The sequence below is a fragment of the Citrobacter sp. Cf116 genome, from assembly GCF_030336505.1.
GTDB lineage: Bacteria > Pseudomonadota > Gammaproteobacteria > Enterobacterales > Enterobacteriaceae > Citrobacter > Citrobacter freundii.
The window spans coordinates 289880-307009 of the sequence record NZ_JAOWEQ010000041.1; the positions used below are offsets into that span (position 1 = coordinate 289880).

Annotated in this window: 16 protein-coding genes; 9 read left to right on the top strand and 7 right to left on the bottom strand. The window is 54.3% G+C overall.

Annotation, left to right across the window (positions count from 1 at the left end):
• Nucleotides 1–10: 10 nt before the first annotated feature.
• Nucleotides 11–1033, bottom strand: a complete 1023-nt coding sequence (locus tag OGV74_RS22290; RefSeq protein WP_032948468.1) for a zinc-binding alcohol dehydrogenase family protein — start codon at nucleotides 1031–1033, stop codon at nucleotides 11–13.
• A gap of 136 nt (nucleotides 1034–1169) precedes the next feature.
• On the opposite strand from OGV74_RS22290, the gene OGV74_RS22295 reads away from it, so the two are divergent.
• From OGV74_RS22295 to OGV74_RS22305, 3 genes are all read left to right on the top strand, one after another.
• Nucleotides 1170–2084, top strand: coding sequence for a GntR family transcriptional regulator (locus OGV74_RS22295; RefSeq protein ID WP_086504863.1), 915 nt, complete (start codon nucleotides 1170–1172; stop codon nucleotides 2082–2084).
• 213 nt (nucleotides 2085–2297) lie between these two features.
• Nucleotides 2298–3659 carry an MFS transporter gene (locus OGV74_RS22300; protein WP_003845612.1) on the top strand — a complete coding sequence of 454 codons (1362 nt, stop codon included), beginning with the start codon at nucleotides 2298–2300 and terminating at the stop codon, nucleotides 3657–3659.
• 52 nt (nucleotides 3660–3711) lie between these two features.
• A complete protein-coding gene (locus tag OGV74_RS22305; protein WP_086504862.1) occupies nucleotides 3712–4227 on the top strand; it encodes a GNAT family N-acetyltransferase in 516 nt (171 codons plus the stop codon).
• Between the two features lie 85 nt (nucleotides 4228–4312).
• Here the strand turns inward: OGV74_RS22305 and tsr are convergent, their stop codons facing one another.
• The gene (gene tsr, locus OGV74_RS22310) at nucleotides 4313–5974 is read right to left on the bottom strand and encodes a methyl-accepting chemotaxis protein (RefSeq protein ID WP_086504861.1); all 1662 of its coding nucleotides are present in this window, start codon (nucleotides 5972–5974) and stop codon (nucleotides 4313–4315) included.
• Nucleotides 5975–6339: 365 nt separating this feature from the next.
• On the opposite strand from tsr, the gene btsT reads away from it, so the two are divergent.
• From btsT to yjiA, 3 genes are all read left to right on the top strand, one after another.
• Nucleotides 6340–8490 carry a pyruvate/proton symporter BtsT gene (gene btsT / locus OGV74_RS22315; RefSeq protein ID WP_086504860.1) on the top strand — a complete coding sequence of 717 codons (2151 nt, stop codon included), beginning with the start codon at nucleotides 6340–6342 and terminating at the stop codon, nucleotides 8488–8490.
• Between the two features lie 107 nt (nucleotides 8491–8597).
• Nucleotides 8598–8792, top strand: a complete 195-nt coding sequence (locus OGV74_RS22320; RefSeq protein WP_003830038.1) for a YbdD/YjiX family protein — start codon at nucleotides 8598–8600, stop codon at nucleotides 8790–8792.
• Between the two features lie 12 nt (nucleotides 8793–8804).
• Nucleotides 8805–9761, top strand: coding sequence for a GTPase (yjiA, locus tag OGV74_RS22325; protein ID WP_032948466.1), 957 nt, complete (start codon nucleotides 8805–8807; stop codon nucleotides 9759–9761).
• Nucleotides 9762–9811: 50 nt separating this feature from the next.
• Here the strand turns inward: yjiA and OGV74_RS22330 are convergent, their stop codons facing one another.
• The 4 genes from OGV74_RS22330 to OGV74_RS22345 all read right to left on the bottom strand — a co-directional run bounded on the left by OGV74_RS22330 (nucleotide 9812) and on the right by OGV74_RS22345 (nucleotide 12716).
• Nucleotides 9812–10876, bottom strand: a complete 1065-nt coding sequence (locus tag OGV74_RS22330; RefSeq protein WP_003019172.1) for a DUF2955 domain-containing protein — start codon at nucleotides 10874–10876, stop codon at nucleotides 9812–9814.
• A complete protein-coding gene (locus OGV74_RS22335) occupies nucleotides 10866–11933 on the bottom strand; it encodes an HlyD family secretion protein (RefSeq protein ID WP_032937629.1) in 1068 nt (355 codons plus the stop codon). The genes OGV74_RS22330 and OGV74_RS22335 overlap by 11 nt, the downstream gene beginning before the upstream one ends.
• A gap of 6 nt (nucleotides 11934–11939) precedes the next feature.
• On the bottom strand, nucleotides 11940–12404 hold the full coding sequence (locus OGV74_RS22340; RefSeq protein WP_003019178.1) for a MarR family winged helix-turn-helix transcriptional regulator: 465 nt from the start codon (nucleotides 12402–12404) through the stop codon (nucleotides 11940–11942).
• A 147-nt stretch (nucleotides 12405–12551) separates the two neighbouring features.
• On the bottom strand, nucleotides 12552–12716 hold the full coding sequence (locus tag OGV74_RS22345) for a DUF1127 domain-containing protein (RefSeq protein WP_003019180.1): 165 nt from the start codon (nucleotides 12714–12716) through the stop codon (nucleotides 12552–12554).
• A 177-nt stretch (nucleotides 12717–12893) separates the two neighbouring features.
• Between OGV74_RS22345 and OGV74_RS22350 the strand changes: the two genes are divergently transcribed.
• Nucleotides 12894–14306, top strand: a complete 1413-nt coding sequence (locus OGV74_RS22350) for an aminotransferase-like domain-containing protein (RefSeq protein WP_016149495.1) — start codon at nucleotides 12894–12896, stop codon at nucleotides 14304–14306.
• A gap of 51 nt (nucleotides 14307–14357) precedes the next feature.
• Here OGV74_RS22350 and OGV74_RS22355 read toward each other — a convergent pair whose 3' ends face one another.
• On the bottom strand, nucleotides 14358–15344 hold the full coding sequence (locus tag OGV74_RS22355; protein ID WP_286521570.1) for an Rpn family recombination-promoting nuclease/putative transposase: 987 nt from the start codon (nucleotides 15342–15344) through the stop codon (nucleotides 14358–14360).
• 230 nt (nucleotides 15345–15574) lie between these two features.
• Here OGV74_RS22355 and OGV74_RS22360 point away from each other — a divergent pair, with 230 nt between their 5' ends.
• Nucleotides 15575–16390, top strand: coding sequence for an AraC family transcriptional regulator (locus tag OGV74_RS22360; RefSeq protein ID WP_003845600.1), 816 nt, complete (start codon nucleotides 15575–15577; stop codon nucleotides 16388–16390).
• Nucleotides 16391–16438: 48 nt separating this feature from the next.
• Complete coding sequence (locus tag OGV74_RS22365; protein WP_086504858.1) at nucleotides 16439–17089, top strand: LysE family translocator; 651 nt, start codon at nucleotides 16439–16441, stop codon at nucleotides 17087–17089.
• Nucleotides 17090–17130: the final 41 nt, after the last annotated feature.

Here is a 17130-nt window from a genome sequence, read left to right on the forward strand (position 1 = left end):
GTTTTCCCTCTCAGAACGTGATCACGCCTTTAATCAGTTCACGGTTGTTGATCACATCCCGCTCGTAGATTTCAGCCAGTGTGGCAAACGCGTAACGGTGCGTAAGCATCATGTCGGCGGTCAATTTGCCTTCCGACATCAGGCGGCCCACTTTGGCGAAATCTTCCGGCGTGGCGTTGCGACTGCCCATCATGGTGGTCTCTTTCTTGTGGAACTCAGGGTCAGAGAACTGCAAATCGCCTTTAAACAACCCAACGAAAACGATGCTGCCACCATGACGAATCAAATTCACCGTGTTATTCATCGCATGCTGATTCCCCGTGGCATCAATCACCTTTTGCGCCAGCGAACCGCCAAACTGAGCGCGCAGCTGCGCATCAAAATCTTCAGCGGATGGGTCGATAACCGGGAGTCCCAGGCGGGAAACCACATGGTCTCGGCGCGCCGGACTGGTATCGGCGACCACCACCTGTGCGCCATCGGCTTTGGCAATCGCTGCTGCCCCCAGGCCAATCGGACCAGCGCCGACCACCAACACCTGCTCACCCGACGCCACCGCCGCCCGGCGTACCGCATGCGCGCTGATGGCATAAGGCTCAATCAGCGCCGCCGCCTGCGGGTCAATCCCCTGCGCATCCAGCAGGTTGGTCACCGGAACGGACAAATATTCACTGAAACCGCCATCCTGGTGCACGCCAATTACTGAAATCTTCTCGCAGCAGTTGGTGCGCCCGCTCAGGCATGCCGGACACTGCTGGCAGGCCACGTAAGGAATAACCGCCACCTGCTGACCATTTTTCAGATTCTGTATATTCTTACCCAGCCCGACAATTTCCCCACATATTTCATGCCCTAATACACGTGGGTAGCTGAAAAAAGGTTGATTGCCACCCCAGGCATGAATATCGGTACCACAAATCCCTACCGATTTAATTTTTATTAATGCTTCACTCTCACCCGGAATAGGTATTTCGCGTTCTTTCCAGACTAATTTTTTAGGTTCCTGGCAAATCAACGTATTCATCGTAGACATGATTCTGCTCTCCTGTTTTTTGTTGCCTCAGATATCAACGAAAATAAAAAAGACGGAGAAAGCAGAAACACAATCTGTGAATCCCAGCGCATAAAAATGTTTTAAATCGGGTTTTAATAGATAAAAAGGAGAAGCCATGAGCCGTTCGCAGAACTTACGCCACAATGTGATTAACCAGATTATCGATGATATGGCGCGTGGTCATATCCCTTCCCCGCTCCCCTCACAAAGTGCACTGGCAGAGATGTACAACATCAGCCGCACCACCGTGCGCCATATGCTGAGCCACTTAGGCGAGTGCGGCGTGCTGACCCAGGTCGGCAGCCACTATGTTATCGTGCGTAAACCCGACCATGACGACGGTTTTGCCTGCACCACCGCCTCCATGACCGAGCAAAACAGGATTTTTGAGCAGGCTTTTTTCACCATGATCAACCAGCGCCAGCTGCGTGCAGGCGAGAGATTCTCCGAACTGCAGCTTGCCAGAGCCGCGGGCGTCAGTCCGGTAGTCGTACGGGAATATCTTTTAAAATTCGAACGTTACAACCTGATCAAAAACGAAAAACGCGGTCAATGGAGCATGAAGCAGTTCGATCAGGCCTATGCGGAGCAGCTGTTTGAACTCAGAGAAATGCTGGAAACCCATTCCCTGCAACATTTTCTCAATCTGCCCGACGATGACCCACGCTGGCTGCAGGCGAAAACGCTGCTGGAACGCCACCGGATCCTGCGCGACAGCATCGGCAGCAGCTTTCGTATGTTCTCGCAGTTAGACCGTGAGTTTCATGCCTTGCTGCTCTCTGCTGCCGATAATATATTTTTCAATCAATCACTTGAAATCATCTCCGTGATTTTCCACTTCCACTATCAGTGGGATGAGAGCGACCTCAAACAACGCAACATCATTGCCATCGATGAGCATATGACCATCCTCAGCGCGCTGATCTGCCGCAGCGACCTGGATGCCACCCTGGCGCTTTGTAACCATTTGAATTCAGCCAAACAATCAATGATTCGTTCCATCAACCAGAGTCATAGCGCCGCCCATTAAGTACCGATAAAAAACAGCAAATCATTACCGGGAGCACGATTTTATAAAAATAAAAACGCCTGAAAAATACCTCTTGCCTATGCTCACGCTAAGTCGACTGCATTAAAAACTTTTGTGAGCGGTGATGAGCAAATTGATTCATCACCGGTATTTTTTCAATACTGCACAGTCCTGCTGTGTGAAAAATAAATTATTGAGGTTCAGGAGTCCGGCGTGGAAAAAAATAATATTACCCTCGACCCGAGTTCTTCGTTTGGCACGTCATCATCTGCGGATATTAATGTTCCGCCTGAGGGCATGGTGCAACGCAGTAGCCGAATAAAACGTATTCAAACCACGGCAATGATTTTATTATTTTTTGCTGCGGTTATTAATTACCTCGACCGCAGTTCTCTGTCGGTCGCCAACTTAACGATTCGTGAAGAACTGGGGCTGAGCGCCACGCAAATCGGCGTGCTGCTGTCGGTATTTTCTCTCGCTTATGGTATTGCGCAATTGCCCTGCGGCCCGCTGCTGGATCGCAAAGGTCCGCGCATTATGCTGGGACTGGGGATGTTCTTCTGGTCGCTGTTTCAGGCGATGTCCGGCATGGTGCACAGCTTCACCCAGTTTGTGTTGGTGCGTATCGGGATGGGGATCGGCGAAGCGCCAATGAACCCGTGCGGCGTAAAGGTCATCAACGACTGGTTTAACATCAAAGAGCGCGGCCGCCCGATGGGATTATTCAACGCCGCCTCCACCATCGGGGTTGCCATTAGCCCGCCGATTCTGGCTGCCATGATGCTGGTAATGGGCTGGCGCTGGATGTTCATCACCATTGGCGTGCTGGGTATTTTCCTCGCCATCGGCTGGTACATGCTGTATCGCAACCGCGAGCAAATTGAGCTGAGCGCCACGGAACAAGCGTACCTGAACGCTGGTAGCGTCAATGCCCGCCGCGATCCGCTGAGCTTTGCCGAATGGCGCAGCCTGTTTCGCAACCGTACCATGTGGGGAATGATGCTGGGCTTTAGCGGCATCAACTATACCGCATGGTTATACCTGGCCTGGCTGCCGGGCTACCTGCAAACCTCCTACAACCTGGATTTAAAAAGCACCGGATTAATGGCGGCAATCCCGTTCCTGTTTGGCGCAGCCGGCATGTTGATTAACGGTTTTGTCACCGACTGGCTGGTAAAAGGCGGTATGGCGCCGATTAAGAGCCGTAAGATTTGTATAATCGCCGGGATGTTCTGCTCTGCAGCCTTCACCTTCGTTGTGCCGCAGGCCACAACGTCGATGGCCGCCGTGTTACTGATCGGTATGGCGCTGTTCTGTATCCACTTCGCCGGTACCTCGTGCTGGGGCCTGATCCACGTCGCCGTCGCCTCACGCATGACCGCTTCCGTGGGCAGTATCCAGAACTTTGCCAGCTTTATCTGCGCGTCGTTTGCGCCGATCGTCACCGGATTTATTGTTGATACCACCAACTCTTTCCGCCTGGCGCTGATCATCTGTGGCTGCGTCACCATGGTGGGGGCCCTTGCCTACATCTTCCTGGTTCGCCAGCCCATTAGCGATCCACGTAAAGATTAATCCTCCAGATGCCCGATAACACCGTGCTTATCGGGCATGTTATGCTCCTCGTATGAACATCACCTTACGCGCTACTACTCTGGCAGACACAGCCGCTCTTCCCGCCATCGAACGATCTGCGGGGCAACGTTTTTTACAGATCCCGGAACTGGCGTGGATTGCTGATGACCAGATTATATCGGCTGCTCAGCATCAGGCATTTGCCGCCACTGGCTTGAGCTGGCTGGCGCAGGCCGATGAGCATCCGGTCGGCTTTTTAGTCGCCGAAACGCTGGATTCATCGCTGTTTATTGCGGAACTGTCGCTGCATCAGGAGTGGCAGGGAAAGGGAATTGGCCGCCGATTAATTTGCTATGTTGCCGAACAGGCGCGCGAGAAAGGTTACACGTCGCTTACGCTGACCACCTTCCGCGATGTGCCGTGGAATGCGCCATGGTACGCGCGTCTGGGATTTGAAATGTTGGCTGAAGAGACGCTGCCTGCAAAGTTGCGCCAGAAAAGAGAAGAGGAAGCGGCGCATGGACTGGCATATGAATCGCGCTGCGCCATGCGCCTGATGTTGCGCTAATTGCCCGATGGCGGCTACGCCTTATCAGGCCTACATAACATTCCCGTAGGCCGGATAAGCGATAGCGCCATCCGGCATCACAGTCTTAGAACGTTTCCCAGTTATCCCCGGCATCCGCTACCGCGGCTTTACGCGGCTGGACCGTTGAAACCGGTTTAGCGACCGCAACGTCACGCGCGCGCTGTTGGTCATGCTGAATACGGAACACGGCAACGGCCTGAGTCAGGCGGCTGGCCTGCTCTTCCAGCGCGGCAGCGGCAGCGGCGGATTCTTCCACCAGCGAGGCGTTCTGCTGCGTCACACGATCCATCTCGGCAACGGCCAGACCAACCTGATCAATACCGCGACTCTGTTCATCAGAAGCAGAGGCGATTTCACCCATGATATCGGTCACGCGGGTTACCGCATTGACGATCTCATCCATGGTTTCACCGGCGCTTTCAACCAGCGTTGAACCGACATCCACACGGCTGACCGAGTCTTCAATCAGGCTCTTAATCTCGCGCGCGGCCTGCGCACTACGCTGGGCCAGGTTACGCACTTCACCCGCAACCACCGCAAATCCACGGCCCTGCTCGCCCGCACGTGCGGCTTCTACCGCGGCGTTGAGTGCCAGAATATTGGTCTGGAAGGCAATGCCGTCAATGACGCTAATAATGTCGGCGATCTTCTGCGAACTGGAAGCGATATCACGCATGGTTTGCACCACGTTGTCCACCACTTTGCCGCCTTTCTGCGCGGTTTCCGACGCACTCAGCGCCAGATGGCTGGCCTGACGCGCGTTTTCGGCGTTCTGCTTCACGGTTGCCGTCAGTTGTTCCATGCTGGCTGCGGTTTCTTCCAGAGAGGCCGCCTGCTGTTCGGTACGGGAGGAGAGATCGTTATTGCCCATCGCAATCTCGCTGGCCCCGCTGTAAATCGCATTGGCGCCGTTACGCACGTCACCCACGGTGTTCATCAGCTCACCCTGCATGTGACGCAGGCTTTCCGCCAGTTGCCCAATCTCGTTGGAACCTTCCACTTCAATACGCTTCACCAGATCGCCGCTGGCGATATGACGAATGCTGTCAATCAGACGGTTCATTGGGGAAATAAGAGTCAGTTTGATACCAAACCAGACCGCAATAATCGCCGCCAGAACGGTGATCAGCACACAAACCAGCACCCACATCGCCTGGCTGTAAGAGCTGTTGTTATCTTCCACCGCGATGTCATACAGGCGATCGTTCTGCTGCATGTAATTGATATACTGCTTCTCAAAACCATCCTGATAACTCTGCGTCGGTTGATCAAAGAACGCGTTGATCTTCCCGTCACCCAGTAACTGGATCAGCTCCGCCAGCGCACCGTGATAGATGTCATAGGTGCGGTTGATCTCCTGGAAAGCGGCTTCGCTTTGGCGCGGATCGCGCGGGAGCGACTCGTAAATCGCCCAGTTTTTTTCCGTCAGCTTCAGCGCCGTACTCGCCACCTGCATCAGTTCCGCCACGGTCGCGCCGCTGCCGATATTGCTCTGATCCATCATGTAGCGAATGCCTGCCCGGTTCAGGGTGTTACGCGTTTGCAGCAGCTCAACCCAGGTGGCGTTCAGCGCAGACTGTTGCTGGCGAATGGTTTGCAGAACGGTAAAGTTCTCTTTGTCATTCTTAAGTGAGTTAAAAAACAAGCCGCCCGAGGCGAGCTGTAAAAGGCCAAATAGCGCCAATACCAGCAGTAAGCTGGTAACAATCTTCATTCGTTTTAACATGTTTTCTCTTTCCGCTAGACAGATATCAGAATTTTCGGCCTGGAAAGGGAAAACTTTATGAAATTTGTGCTAGTTGAATCGATCTCAGCATCGACGATTCGTCGATCCACGCCGTCTGCTAAAGCGCTAAGCGGGTTTATTAGTGATCTCAATCACATAAATATACCCGTTAGTCCCCACCGCTTACCGCTCGCTGACACTTGGGACCGCTTAAGCTGACATACAACCGCTCACTTATTTACCTTACTTTACGCGCGTAATTCTCTGGCAAGATCCCCCCAACATAGCAGTCAAATAACCTCCTCAAACACAAGATCAAACCCACGCGGCTTCGGCCAATTATTAATTAGATACCAGGTTTTACTATGGATACGAAAAAGATATTCAAGCACATACCCTGGGTGATTCTCGGAATCATCGGTGCATTCTGCCTCTCGGTAGTGGCATTACGTCGGGGTGAACACATTAGTGCCCTGTGGATCGTAGTCGCCTCAGTTTCTGTTTATCTGGTGGCTTATCGTTACTACAGTTTGTACATCGCCCAAAAGGTGATGAAACTTGACCCGACGCGCGCCACGCCGGCGGTCATCAACAATGATGGTCTGAACTACGTTCCAACCAACCGTAACGTGTTGTTTGGTCACCACTTTGCTGCTATCGCAGGTGCAGGTCCGCTGGTTGGGCCGGTACTGGCCGCGCAGATGGGTTACCTGCCTGGTACGCTGTGGTTGCTGGCGGGCGTAGTGTTGGCCGGTGCGGTGCAGGACTTCATGGTGCTGTTTATCTCTTCTCGCCGTAACGGCGCATCTCTGGGTGAGATGATCAAAGAAGAGATGGGCCCGGTGCCGGGAACCATTGCGCTGTTCGGCTGCTTCTTAATCATGATCATCATCCTCGCGGTACTGGCGTTGATCGTGGTGAAAGCACTGGCTGAAAGCCCGTGGGGTGTGTTCACCGTCTGCTCAACCGTACCTATCGCGCTGTTCATGGGGATCTACATGCGATTCCTGCGCCCAGGACGCGTGGGCGAAGTGTCGGTGATTGGTATTGTGTTGCTGGTTGCCTCCATCTACTTCGGCGGCGTGATTGCGCACGACCCGTACTGGGGCCCGGCGCTGACCTTTAAAGACACCACCATTACCTTTACCCTGATCGGTTACGCGTTTATCTCTGCGCTGCTGCCGGTATGGCTGATCCTCGCCCCGCGCGACTATCTGGCTACTTTCCTGAAAATCGGCGTTATCGTCGGTCTGGCGGTGGGGATTGTTATTCTCAACCCGGAACTGAAAATGCCGGCGATGACCCAGTACGTTGATGGTACTGGCCCGCTGTGGAAAGGCGCTCTGTTCCCGTTCCTGTTCATCACCATCGCGTGTGGTGCGGTATCTGGCTTCCACGCGCTGATCGCTTCCGGTACTACACCGAAGCTGCTGGCCTGTGAAACCGACGCGCGTTTCATTGGTTACGGCGCGATGCTGATGGAATCCTTCGTGGCGATTATGGCGCTGGTTGCTGCGTCCATCATCGAACCGGGTCTGTACTTCGCAATGAACACCCCGCCTGCTGGCCTTGGCATCACCATGCCGAACCTGCATGAAATGAGCGGTGAGAACGCCCCGCTGATTATGGCGCAGTTGAAAGACGTTACCGCACACGCAGCGGCAACCGTCAGCTCCTGGGGCTTTGTGATTTCGCCTGAGCAGATCCTGCAAACCGCGAAAGACATCGGCGAGCCGTCCGTTCTGAACCGCGCAGGTGGTGCACCGACGCTGGCCGTTGGTATCGCCCACGTGTTCCACAAAGTGCTGCCGATGGCTGACATGGGCTTCTGGTACCACTTCGGTATCCTGTTCGAAGCGCTGTTCATCCTGACCGCACTGGACGCCGGTACCCGTTCTGGCCGCTTTATGCTGCAGGATTTACTGGGTAACTTTGTCCCGTTCCTGAAGAAAACCGACTCCCTGGTTGCTGGCGTCGTTGGTACTGCGGGCTGCGTCGGCCTGTGGGGTTACCTGCTGTATCAAGGTGTTGTTGACCCGCTGGGCGGCGTTAAGAGCCTGTGGCCGCTGTTCGGTATCTCTAACCAGATGCTGGCTGCCGTGGCGCTGGTTCTCGGCACCGTGGTGCTGGTTAAAATGCAGCGCACCAAATACATCTGGGTTACCGTGGTTCCGGCAGTATGGCTGCTTATCTGCACCACCTGGGCGCTGGGTCTGAAACTGTTCAGCACCAACCCGCAGATGGAAGGCTTCTTCTTCATGGCGAATCAGTACAAAGAGAAGATTGCTAACGGCGGCGAACTGACCGCCCAGCAGATTGCCAACATGAACCACATCGTCGTCAACAACTACACCAACGCAGGCTTGAGTATTCTGTTCCTGGTGGTGGTGTACAGCATCATTTTCTACGGGTTCCGTACCTGGCAGAAAGCCCGCGCCATCGACGGTCGCTCTGATAAAGAGACGCCGTATGTACCGGTGCCGGAAGGCGGTGTGAAGACCTCTTCACACCACTAACCTGAAGCCGGGTGGCGCGCTGAGCTCCCGGCCTACAAAATGTGCAGTATGTAGGCCGGATAAGGCGCAAGCCGCCATCCGGCTTTATTCATTAACAGGACGGCAGAATGTTTGGTACTTTAGGTCAGGCAAAAAAATATCTCGGTCAGGCGGCAAAGATGCTGATTGGCATTCCGGACTACGACAACTACGTCGAGCACATGAAGACCAACCATCCCGATAAGCCGTACATGACCTACGAAGAATTCTTCCGCGAGCGCCAGGAAGCCCGCTACGGTAGCGGCGGAAGCAGTTGCTGTTAGAAGGAGAAGTGAATGACCCCGATTGCAGTTACCCTACTCACCGGTTTTCTTGGCGCGGGTAAAACCACCCTACTGCGCCATATTCTCAACGAGCAGCACGGTTACAAGATTGCCGTTATCGAAAACGAATTCGGCGAAGTCTCGGTGGACGATCAGCTGATTGGCGATCGCGCCACGCAGATCAAAACCCTGACCAACGGCTGCATCTGCTGCACCCGTTCGAGCGAACTGGAAGACGCGCTGCTCGATCTGCTCGACAACCTCGACAAAGGCACCATCAATTTCGACCGTCTGGTGATCGAATGCACTGGCATGGCCGATCCCGGCCCGATTATTCAGACCTTTTTCTCCCATGAAGTGATTTGCGAACGCTACCTGCTGGACGGCGTGATTGCGCTGGTTGACGCGGTGCATGCCGACGAGCAGATGAACCAGTTCACCATTGCCCAGTCGCAGGTAGGCTACGCCGACCGCATCCTGCTGACCAAAACCGACGTAGCAGGTGAAAGCGAAAAACTGCGTGAGCGCCTGGCGCGCATCAACGCCCGCGCCCCGGTGTATACCGTCACGCATGGCGATATCGACCTTTCGCAACTGTTCGACACCAACGGTTTTATGCTGGAAGAGAACGTGGTCAGCGCCAAACCGCGCTTCCACTTTATCGCCGACAAACAAAACGATATTTCCTCGATCGTCGTCGAGCTGGATTACCCGGTGAACATCAGCGACGTGTCCAGGGTGATGGAAAATCTATTGCTGGAATCCGCCGAGAAGCTGCTGCGCTACAAAGGCATGCTGTGGATTGAAGGCGAACCAAACCGCCTGCTGTTCCAGGGCGTCCAGCGCCTATACAGCGCCGACTGGGACCGCCCGTGGGGCGACGAACAACCGTACAGCCAACTGGTGTTTATTGGTATTAATCTGCCGGAAGACGAGATCAGAGCCGCGTTTGCGGGATTGAAGAAGTAGATTTTTTGTAGGCCGGATAAGGCGCAGCCGCCATCCGGCATTCCAACCACTCACTCGGTGATCACAAATCGTGTCGCCGCAAAGCAGTTCAATATCCGGTGCACCAGAAATACCATCGTTAACGTGGCCAGCAGCGCGACGGTAACGGAAGTGATGCGGTAGAGATCGCTGAATACCAGGTCCTGATCCGGATGCAGGTTCTGGCCGAACATAATGCCGATGGTGGTGATACTGGCAAAACCCACGCCCGCACCGACTTTTTCCATTACATGCAGGCGGGCGCTGAACGCCAGACCAAGGCCAATCAGCGGCATCATCAACAGCATATGGTTGCTGAAATCATACACCAGCAGTTGCACCAGCAGAATGTACAGACAAGCCAGAACCACGCCGACCACACGCCAGAGAGAGCTCAACACCGCGCCGCGATAATGCATCGGAAACAGGATCAAAATACCCGCCATCAGCGCCGACAGCGAATCGCTCAAGTCACAAATCTGAAAGACCACAAAAATCATTGTCGCCACCGAACCGGAAAGCAGCGACTCGTGGCGAACCCGGGCGTCATCTTTCTCAATGCGCGGCGGCGGCTGTCGGGGTTCCACGTCCGGGATCAGATAATGCAGCAACGCGCTCAGCGCCACCGCCATGACGCAGGCTTCCATATTGGAGAACATCAGCGTATGCCAGTTGGTGGTGGGATAGCTCATAAAATTGAGCATCGTGCTCTGGCACACCACGCCCATTGAGCCGAACAGAAACAGCGGTCCTTTGCTCATCAACCGAAAACGCATCACGTACAGGCCAAATACCACCAGCGTCATAATCAGCGGCCATTGTGAGAGATAGCCGACAATCAGTACCATTTCGACGCAGTTCACCGCCGCGCTGAACACAAACTGTTTGGCCACATGGCGGTTGAACACCGGTACCAGCGACAGCAGCATCAGCGGATAAACCACGAAAAACACGCCGTACTGCACGTTGTAGAAGGTCGAAATACTCAGCGCGATTGTGCCGGCAACCGAGATACGCAGGGTCTGGCGAAAATCATTGGCGGTGTAGACAATATTCCCGTGCGGCGTAAAGACGTGGGCCAGAGTGTTAATAGACATAATGCAGCCAGCTAACGAGATGGATCTGCGCCCCGGCAAAGGTGCGGGCGAACATCCCCTCGCTGTTGTACAGCTGTACCGTGGCGCGCGCCCCGGTCGGCAACGGCGTGTCGAGCGGTTCGTTCAGCGCGACGTGAATACGCATACGTTGGGCGTCGCGCACCCAGCGGGTAGACTGTTCCGGTTGCGACAGCTGGCCGTTAACCTGCTCCTGTCCTGCCAAAATACCGGCATCGCTGCTGGTGACGCGAGCAGAGAAAACCTTGCCCGGCATGGCGTCGAACACCACCGCGGCATCGGTATCCACTTTAGTGTGACGCAGGCTTTTCTCGCGAAAGTCGGCCACGATATCGGTCTGGTGGCTGACCAGCGCCAGCAATGGCGTGGCGGCAGTGGCGTAAAGTCCGGGACTAAGCTGGAGATTGCTCACCGTACCGTCGGTCTGGGCATACACTTTGCTCCAGCCGAGGTTCAGTTGCGCCTCTTCCAGCGCGTTACGGTATTTTTGCAGCGTCACGTTACGCTTATCATCGCGCTCGCCCCGTTGGATCAGCAGGTTCTGAATACTGGCATTGAGCGCCGACACCGACTGCTCGCTGGTTTGCCAGGCGGTGCGCACCTTGTCGAGATCGGCTTGCGACACGTTCTGCATGGCACTCAGGCGCTGATAGCGGTCAAAGGTGGTCTTGTCGTTCCGGGCGTTAAATTGCGCGGTGCGCAGGTTGGCACGCTCAGAGGCGATCTGCGCATCCAACTGTTGGTTGCTCAGCTTTGCTTGCTCAAGGGCGATTTGCGCAGCCTCGACCTTATTGATAAACGGCGTCGGATCCAGTTCGTACAGCAAATCGCCCTTTTTCACCTGGCTATTGTTATGTACATGCACCTGCGAGACGTAGCCGGATACGCGTGAGGAAACAGGCGTTACCACACGCATCACCGTGGAGTCCGGTGTTAGCGGGATCCAGATATCGGCAACGATAAACCAGGCGAATATAACCAGGAAAGCGGCAATACTCACCCTTACCCAACGGGCAAATTTTTGTTCTGGGGTCATCATAGTTTTTTAGTGTTGATTGTCTTCTTCGCGGATTGTCCGCAAATTGCAGGCGAGTTGATTTAAGGTCGAGCTGAAGGCGGCAAGCTCCGCTTCAGGGATGGTACACGTAACGCGATGTTGATAGTTCTCAATCACCCGGTTTAGTTCTTCCAGCCTTGCGCGGCCTTGCTCGGTCAGCGTGAGCAGGCGAATGCGTTTGTCATAAGGCGATGTGGAACGCAGCAGATAGCCGTGCTTTTCCAACTGTGAGAGGGTGCGCATCAGCGGCGGCAGTTCAATACCCTGCACCTCCGCCAGTTCACTGACCGAGACGTTGTCTCCCAGTTGATACAGCTGCATCAATACCGTCCAGCTTGACTGCGTCAGGCCAGTGTCGGTAATGGCTGCATCAATAATGGCCCGCCACTGGCGCACCACCATTGCCATGCGCATCCCCATCGGGCGGCGGGCAAACAGTTCATCTTCAGTCATGTATCCTTCCCCTCATCGCTGATGAAGAAAATAATACTTATCATGGTAAGTATCAAGAAACACATCATTCAGAAGCATGAATTGATAAATACCATGAATACAAAAGAGGCCGGGCGATAACCCCCAGCCTCTGCCGATGAAAGAAAATCACTCCACCTGATCGCGTCGCAGCCCGACGTCCCGCAGCCGCTCGTCGCTCATCTGTTGCAATAGGCGCCGCGTTTGCGCTCGCAGCCGCCACGCCTTGTATGCCCGCCAGATCAGTACAAACCCAATAAACGGCTGTTTTGCTTTATTCTCGTGAAATTCCATACCTTGCCTCCCCGCCTTGCCAGAGGCTTTATCTTCACGGATTTGGCCCAAAACAATACAGACTCACAAAGTACTTTTATTTAACATACAGATTGGTTAAAAAGAGTTCTGCATCGCTTTTTTCACGCCAATCTGTACTGGTTTATTAATCTGTATGGTACCCATGAGGGATACAGCATGACGCGTTACCAACATCTGGCCAATCTGCTGGCCGAACGCATTGAGCAAGGTCTGTATCGCCATGGCGAAAAACTGCCTTCGGTACGCAGCCTGAGCCAGGAGCACGGGGTCAGCATCAGCACCGTCCAGCAGGCGTATCAGACGCTGGAACAATTACGGCTGATCACGCCGCAGCCGCGTTCCGGTTATTTTGTCGCACCACAAAAAGCACAGCCGCCGGTGCCGCTGATGTCACGCCCGGTCCAGCGTCCAGTTGAGATAACCCAGTGGGATCAGGTGCTGGACATGCTTGCAGGTCATGCAGACAAATCGATAATCCCTTTTAGCAGTGGCGTGCCCGATATCAATCAACCCAGCCTGAAGCCGCTCTGGCGCGAGCTAAGTCGCGTGGCGCAGCATAATCTCAAGGCGGTTCTGGGCTACGATGAATTACCAGGCTGTCGCGAATTGCGTCAACAGATTGCCCGGCTCATGCTGGACGGAGGTTCGGTCATCAATGCGGATGATATTGTGATCACCAGCGGGAGTCAGAGCGGGATGTCACTGGCGCTGCTGGCAGTCTGCCAGCCAGGAGATATCGTCGCCGTAGAATCGCCCGCCTATTACGGCACGATGCAGCTGCTACGCGGATTAGGGATCAAAGTTATAGAGATCCCAACCGATCCGGATACAGGGATCAGCATTGAAGCGCTGGAACTGGCGCTGGATCAGTGGCCGATTAAAGGGGTGATTCTGGTTCCTAACTGCAATAATCCCCTCGGATTTATTATGCCGGATGCACGTAAGCGGGCGGTCCTCGCCCTCGCCCAGCAGCACGATATTGTTATTTTTGAAGATGATGTGTACGGAGAGCTTGCCACGGAATATCCCCGTCCGCGCACAATACACTCCTGGGACAGCGATGGTCGGGTGCTACTGTGCAGTTCATTTACCAAATCCGTGGCGCCGGGGTTGCGCGTCGGTTGGGTTATTCCCGGTCGTTATCACGATAAATTTCTGCATATGAAATATGCCGTCATCGGCACTAACGTTCCTGTTACGCAGCTGGCGGCCGCCGCTTTCGTGCGCGAGGGGCATTATCATCGGCATGTTCGCCGTATGCGTCAGATCTACCAGCGGAATATGGAGATCTACACCTGTTGGGTACGGGAATACTTCCCCTGCGGGATCTGCGTCACCCGACCGAAAGGCGGCTTTATGCTGTGGGTCGAGCTGCCGCACCAGGTCGATATGGTCTGTGTCGCTAAGCAGCTCTGTCGCCTCAAAATCCAGGTTGCGCCGGGTTCGCTGTTCTCCGCATCAGGAAAGTATCGCAACTGCGTACGCATCAACTGCGCGTTGCCGCCAAACGAGAAGCATCGGGAAGTGATGCAAAAACTCGGGGAAGCGGTAAAGGTGGCGATAGAGTAAATCAGACCACCCGGTGCTACCGGGCTGGCGATTGCACGGTTTAGGTCATTTCTAATGGCTTACGCCCTGAATATCTTCAACGGAAAGTCGGGTAATTTTTTGCACCGTGCTGAGATCAGTACCGTCGGCCAGCATGGTGCGGGCAATGCGCAGCGCCTCGGTGCGTTGCCCCTCAATTAAACCTTCTTGTTTACCTTCCTGCTTACCTTCCTGCTTACCTTCCTGCTTACCTTTTTGCTGGCCCTCTTGCAGACCCTCAAGCCACCCTTTTTGAAATCCAGCCTCATGCAATCTGTCTGCGATCGTCATTAAATGCTCCTTATGCTGCGGTGAACGTTCAGCAACCCCACGAATAAACTCACTGAAGCGAGGTGCATCGCCAGTTTGCAAAATATAATTAAACAGCGTCTTTATCTGGCTGTCATTAGTCACTCCAGTAAGTAGCAAGGAAACAATTTGCTCAACAAGCCCCATAAGATCGCGTTGACGGATATGTTTTTGGATTAACTCCAACAGCGCCATGCGTCGATGCTGCACAATTTCGTCATCTGGAATAACCGTAATATCCACCAGCGGAAACGCCGCAGCATACACCTGGCGTGCCAGCATCGGGTTGGCAAACTCGTCCAGCCAACATAGCGAATAAGGGTACGGACTTTTAGCGCCGTGATAGAACAGCATCGGCACCACCAGCGGCAACTGCTGATGTCCGGCATCCAGATGTTTCTGCATGGCCGCAACTGCATAGCGCATCAGTCTGAATGCCATATGCGCATCCGGCGTGCTTTGGTGTTCAATCACCACATAAATATATCCATTCCCTTCTGTCGTATTCACCGACCACAGCACATCGGAATAGTACGCACGTAAATTCTCTTCGATAAAACTGTCTGACTCGAGTTTCAGCGTCTGAAGATCGCAAAGTTCGCGTAGCGAGGCAGGAAGATGTATTTGCAGAAAATCCCGTGCAGTCTCAGGGTGACGTAAAAATGTTTTAAAAACCGCATCATGCGGTGTGGAAGTCGGCGCTTTGTTCATGGCGATCCGTCACCTGGAAATAAGATGCCATGACTGTAGCGCCGCAAAGCCACACCCTCACCTGCAACTTTCTCTGTTTGCGAGACGATTTCCGGGATAAAAACGTCCCTATGTAACGTCTGCATTTGTCTGGAACCCGTCACGCAGAATCGCTATCTCAATGCACATTCCCACTTTTTCACCACTCGGCCTGTGCTATAACGAATCATTACTTTCAGGGAGGACGCGATGTGACGCACACCCGGGATATTCCACAATCGTTCTGGCGTGATGAACAGCTCCCGTGGCTGGAACTGCGCAGCACCTGGCAAAGCCTGCAGGCCTATAAGCGGCATCACCACTCTCAGCTCTCGATTGGGGCAATTCTCGAGGGGGAAACGTGCTGCCTGTGCGATGGCAAGGAATACCATCTGCAGGTGGGCGATCTGATTGTGATCCCGCCGCTGGCACCTCACAGCTGTAATCCTGTTAACGGACAGTTTCGCAGCTATCACATGCTTTATCTTGATGCCCGGTGGTGCCTTGCCCATCTGCCTGCGCAGAACAACAATCAGCGGCTTTGCACGCGCGATCGTGTTATCCGCGATCGGCAATTGTTCCAGCACTATGTAAACCTCGTGGCACTTATGCAGCAACGGCAAACGACGCGGGTAACGGATGCCGCACAAGCATTGCTACGTTCGCTACCATTGCAATCGGTAGCACCGGAAAACCTAAGCGCCGCCAGCCAGTATCTGCGCGAACGGTTGCAGTCCAACCTGCAGGCTCCGCCCTCACTCGATGAGCTGGCACATGAGTGTCACATGCGTAAAGAAACGCTGATCCGTACCTTTAAGCAGGACACCGGGCTGACGCCAGGAAGTTATCTGAACATCATACGGATTGACTATGCCCGCCAGCGGCTGCGGGCCGGGGACGAAATTGCCGATGTCGGCTATCAGAGCGGGTTTGCCGACCAGAGTCATTTCCATCGCACCTTTGTTCGCTACACCGCCGCCACACCGCGCCAGTACGCGTTGGGGCGATCAATATCAGACAATAATTAGCGCTGCGTCAGGCGTACGGTGATCTCAGATTCATTGTCTGAGGTCGCTATGTCGCTGCTTTCTGTACTTTTTCCGTCTGCTTTTCCCGCGCTGGTGCTGGCACATTTTGTCGCACTACTCAGCCCCGGTCCGGACTTCTTTTTACTGGCCGGTTATGCCGTACGATACCGGATGCGCGGCAGCACCGGGCTGTGCGTGGGGATCGCTATCGGCAACGGGCTGTATATCCTGCTGGCAATTATCGGTTGGGGGATCCTGCGCCAGCTTCCCCTGCTGTTTACCATTATTGAGCTGCTGGGCGCGATCTATTTATTGTGGATAGGCAGCCTGCTGATACGCAGCCGCCCGCAAACTCTGACCGGAGCTGATGCCCGGTCTACCTGTCCAGGATTTGGTAAACAGCTGCTGCTGGGATTGGGTTCGTCACTGCTTAACCCAAAAAATGCACTGTTCTATCTGGCGCTAATGACCGCCCTGCTCGGCCCGTCAGTGACGCTGCTACAACAAACCATGAGCGGGATCTGGATGACCAGCGTGGTGCTGTGCTGGGATCTGCTGATCGTGATGTTCATCGGCTTACCGCAGATCCAGCGGCGGTTAACCAGAGGGATCTTGTGGGTAGAGCGTATAGCTGGCGGTGTATTGATTATCTTCGGCTGTGCTATCGCGCTGCGTTTTTTGCAGAGCATCGTAGTCTGATTTGCGGTGCGATTTTCTACACATAAACAGGATAAACTCGT

Excerpts from the sequence above, each read along its gene's own strand:
- OGV74_RS22350 (WP_016149495.1), top strand. The coding sequence starts at position 12,894 with ATGACGCGTTACCAACATCTGGCCAATCTGCTGGCCGAACGCATTGAG.
- OGV74_RS22345 (WP_003019180.1), bottom strand. The coding sequence starts at position 12,716 with ATGGAATTTCACGAGAATAAAGCAAAACAGCCGTTTATTGGGTTTGTA.
- OGV74_RS22365 (WP_086504858.1), top strand. The coding sequence starts at position 16,439 with ATGTCGCTGCTTTCTGTACTTTTTCCGTCTGCTTTTCCCGCGCTGGTG.
- OGV74_RS22290 (WP_032948468.1), bottom strand. The coding sequence starts at position 1,033 with ATGTCTACGATGAATACGTTGATTTGCCAGGAACCTAAAAAATTAGTC.
- OGV74_RS22305 (WP_086504862.1), top strand. The coding sequence starts at position 3,712 with ATGAACATCACCTTACGCGCTACTACTCTGGCAGACACAGCCGCTCTT.
- yjiA (WP_032948466.1), top strand. The coding sequence starts at position 8,805 with ATGACCCCGATTGCAGTTACCCTACTCACCGGTTTTCTTGGCGCGGGT.
- OGV74_RS22355 (WP_286521570.1), bottom strand. The coding sequence starts at position 15,344 with ATGAACAAAGCGCCGACTTCCACACCGCATGATGCGGTTTTTAAAACA.
- OGV74_RS22340 (WP_003019178.1), bottom strand. The coding sequence starts at position 12,404 with ATGACTGAAGATGAACTGTTTGCCCGCCGCCCGATGGGGATGCGCATG.
- OGV74_RS22335 (WP_032937629.1), bottom strand. The coding sequence starts at position 11,933 with ATGATGACCCCAGAACAAAAATTTGCCCGTTGGGTAAGGGTGAGTATT.
- OGV74_RS22330 (WP_003019172.1), bottom strand. The coding sequence starts at position 10,876 with ATGTCTATTAACACTCTGGCCCACGTCTTTACGCCGCACGGGAATATT.
- tsr (WP_086504861.1), bottom strand. The coding sequence starts at position 5,974 with ATGTTAAAACGAATGAAGATTGTTACCAGCTTACTGCTGGTATTGGCG.
- OGV74_RS22295 (WP_086504863.1), top strand. The coding sequence starts at position 1,170 with ATGAGCCGTTCGCAGAACTTACGCCACAATGTGATTAACCAGATTATC.
- btsT (WP_086504860.1), top strand. The coding sequence starts at position 6,340 with ATGGATACGAAAAAGATATTCAAGCACATACCCTGGGTGATTCTCGGA.
- OGV74_RS22320 (WP_003830038.1), top strand. The coding sequence starts at position 8,598 with ATGTTTGGTACTTTAGGTCAGGCAAAAAAATATCTCGGTCAGGCGGCA.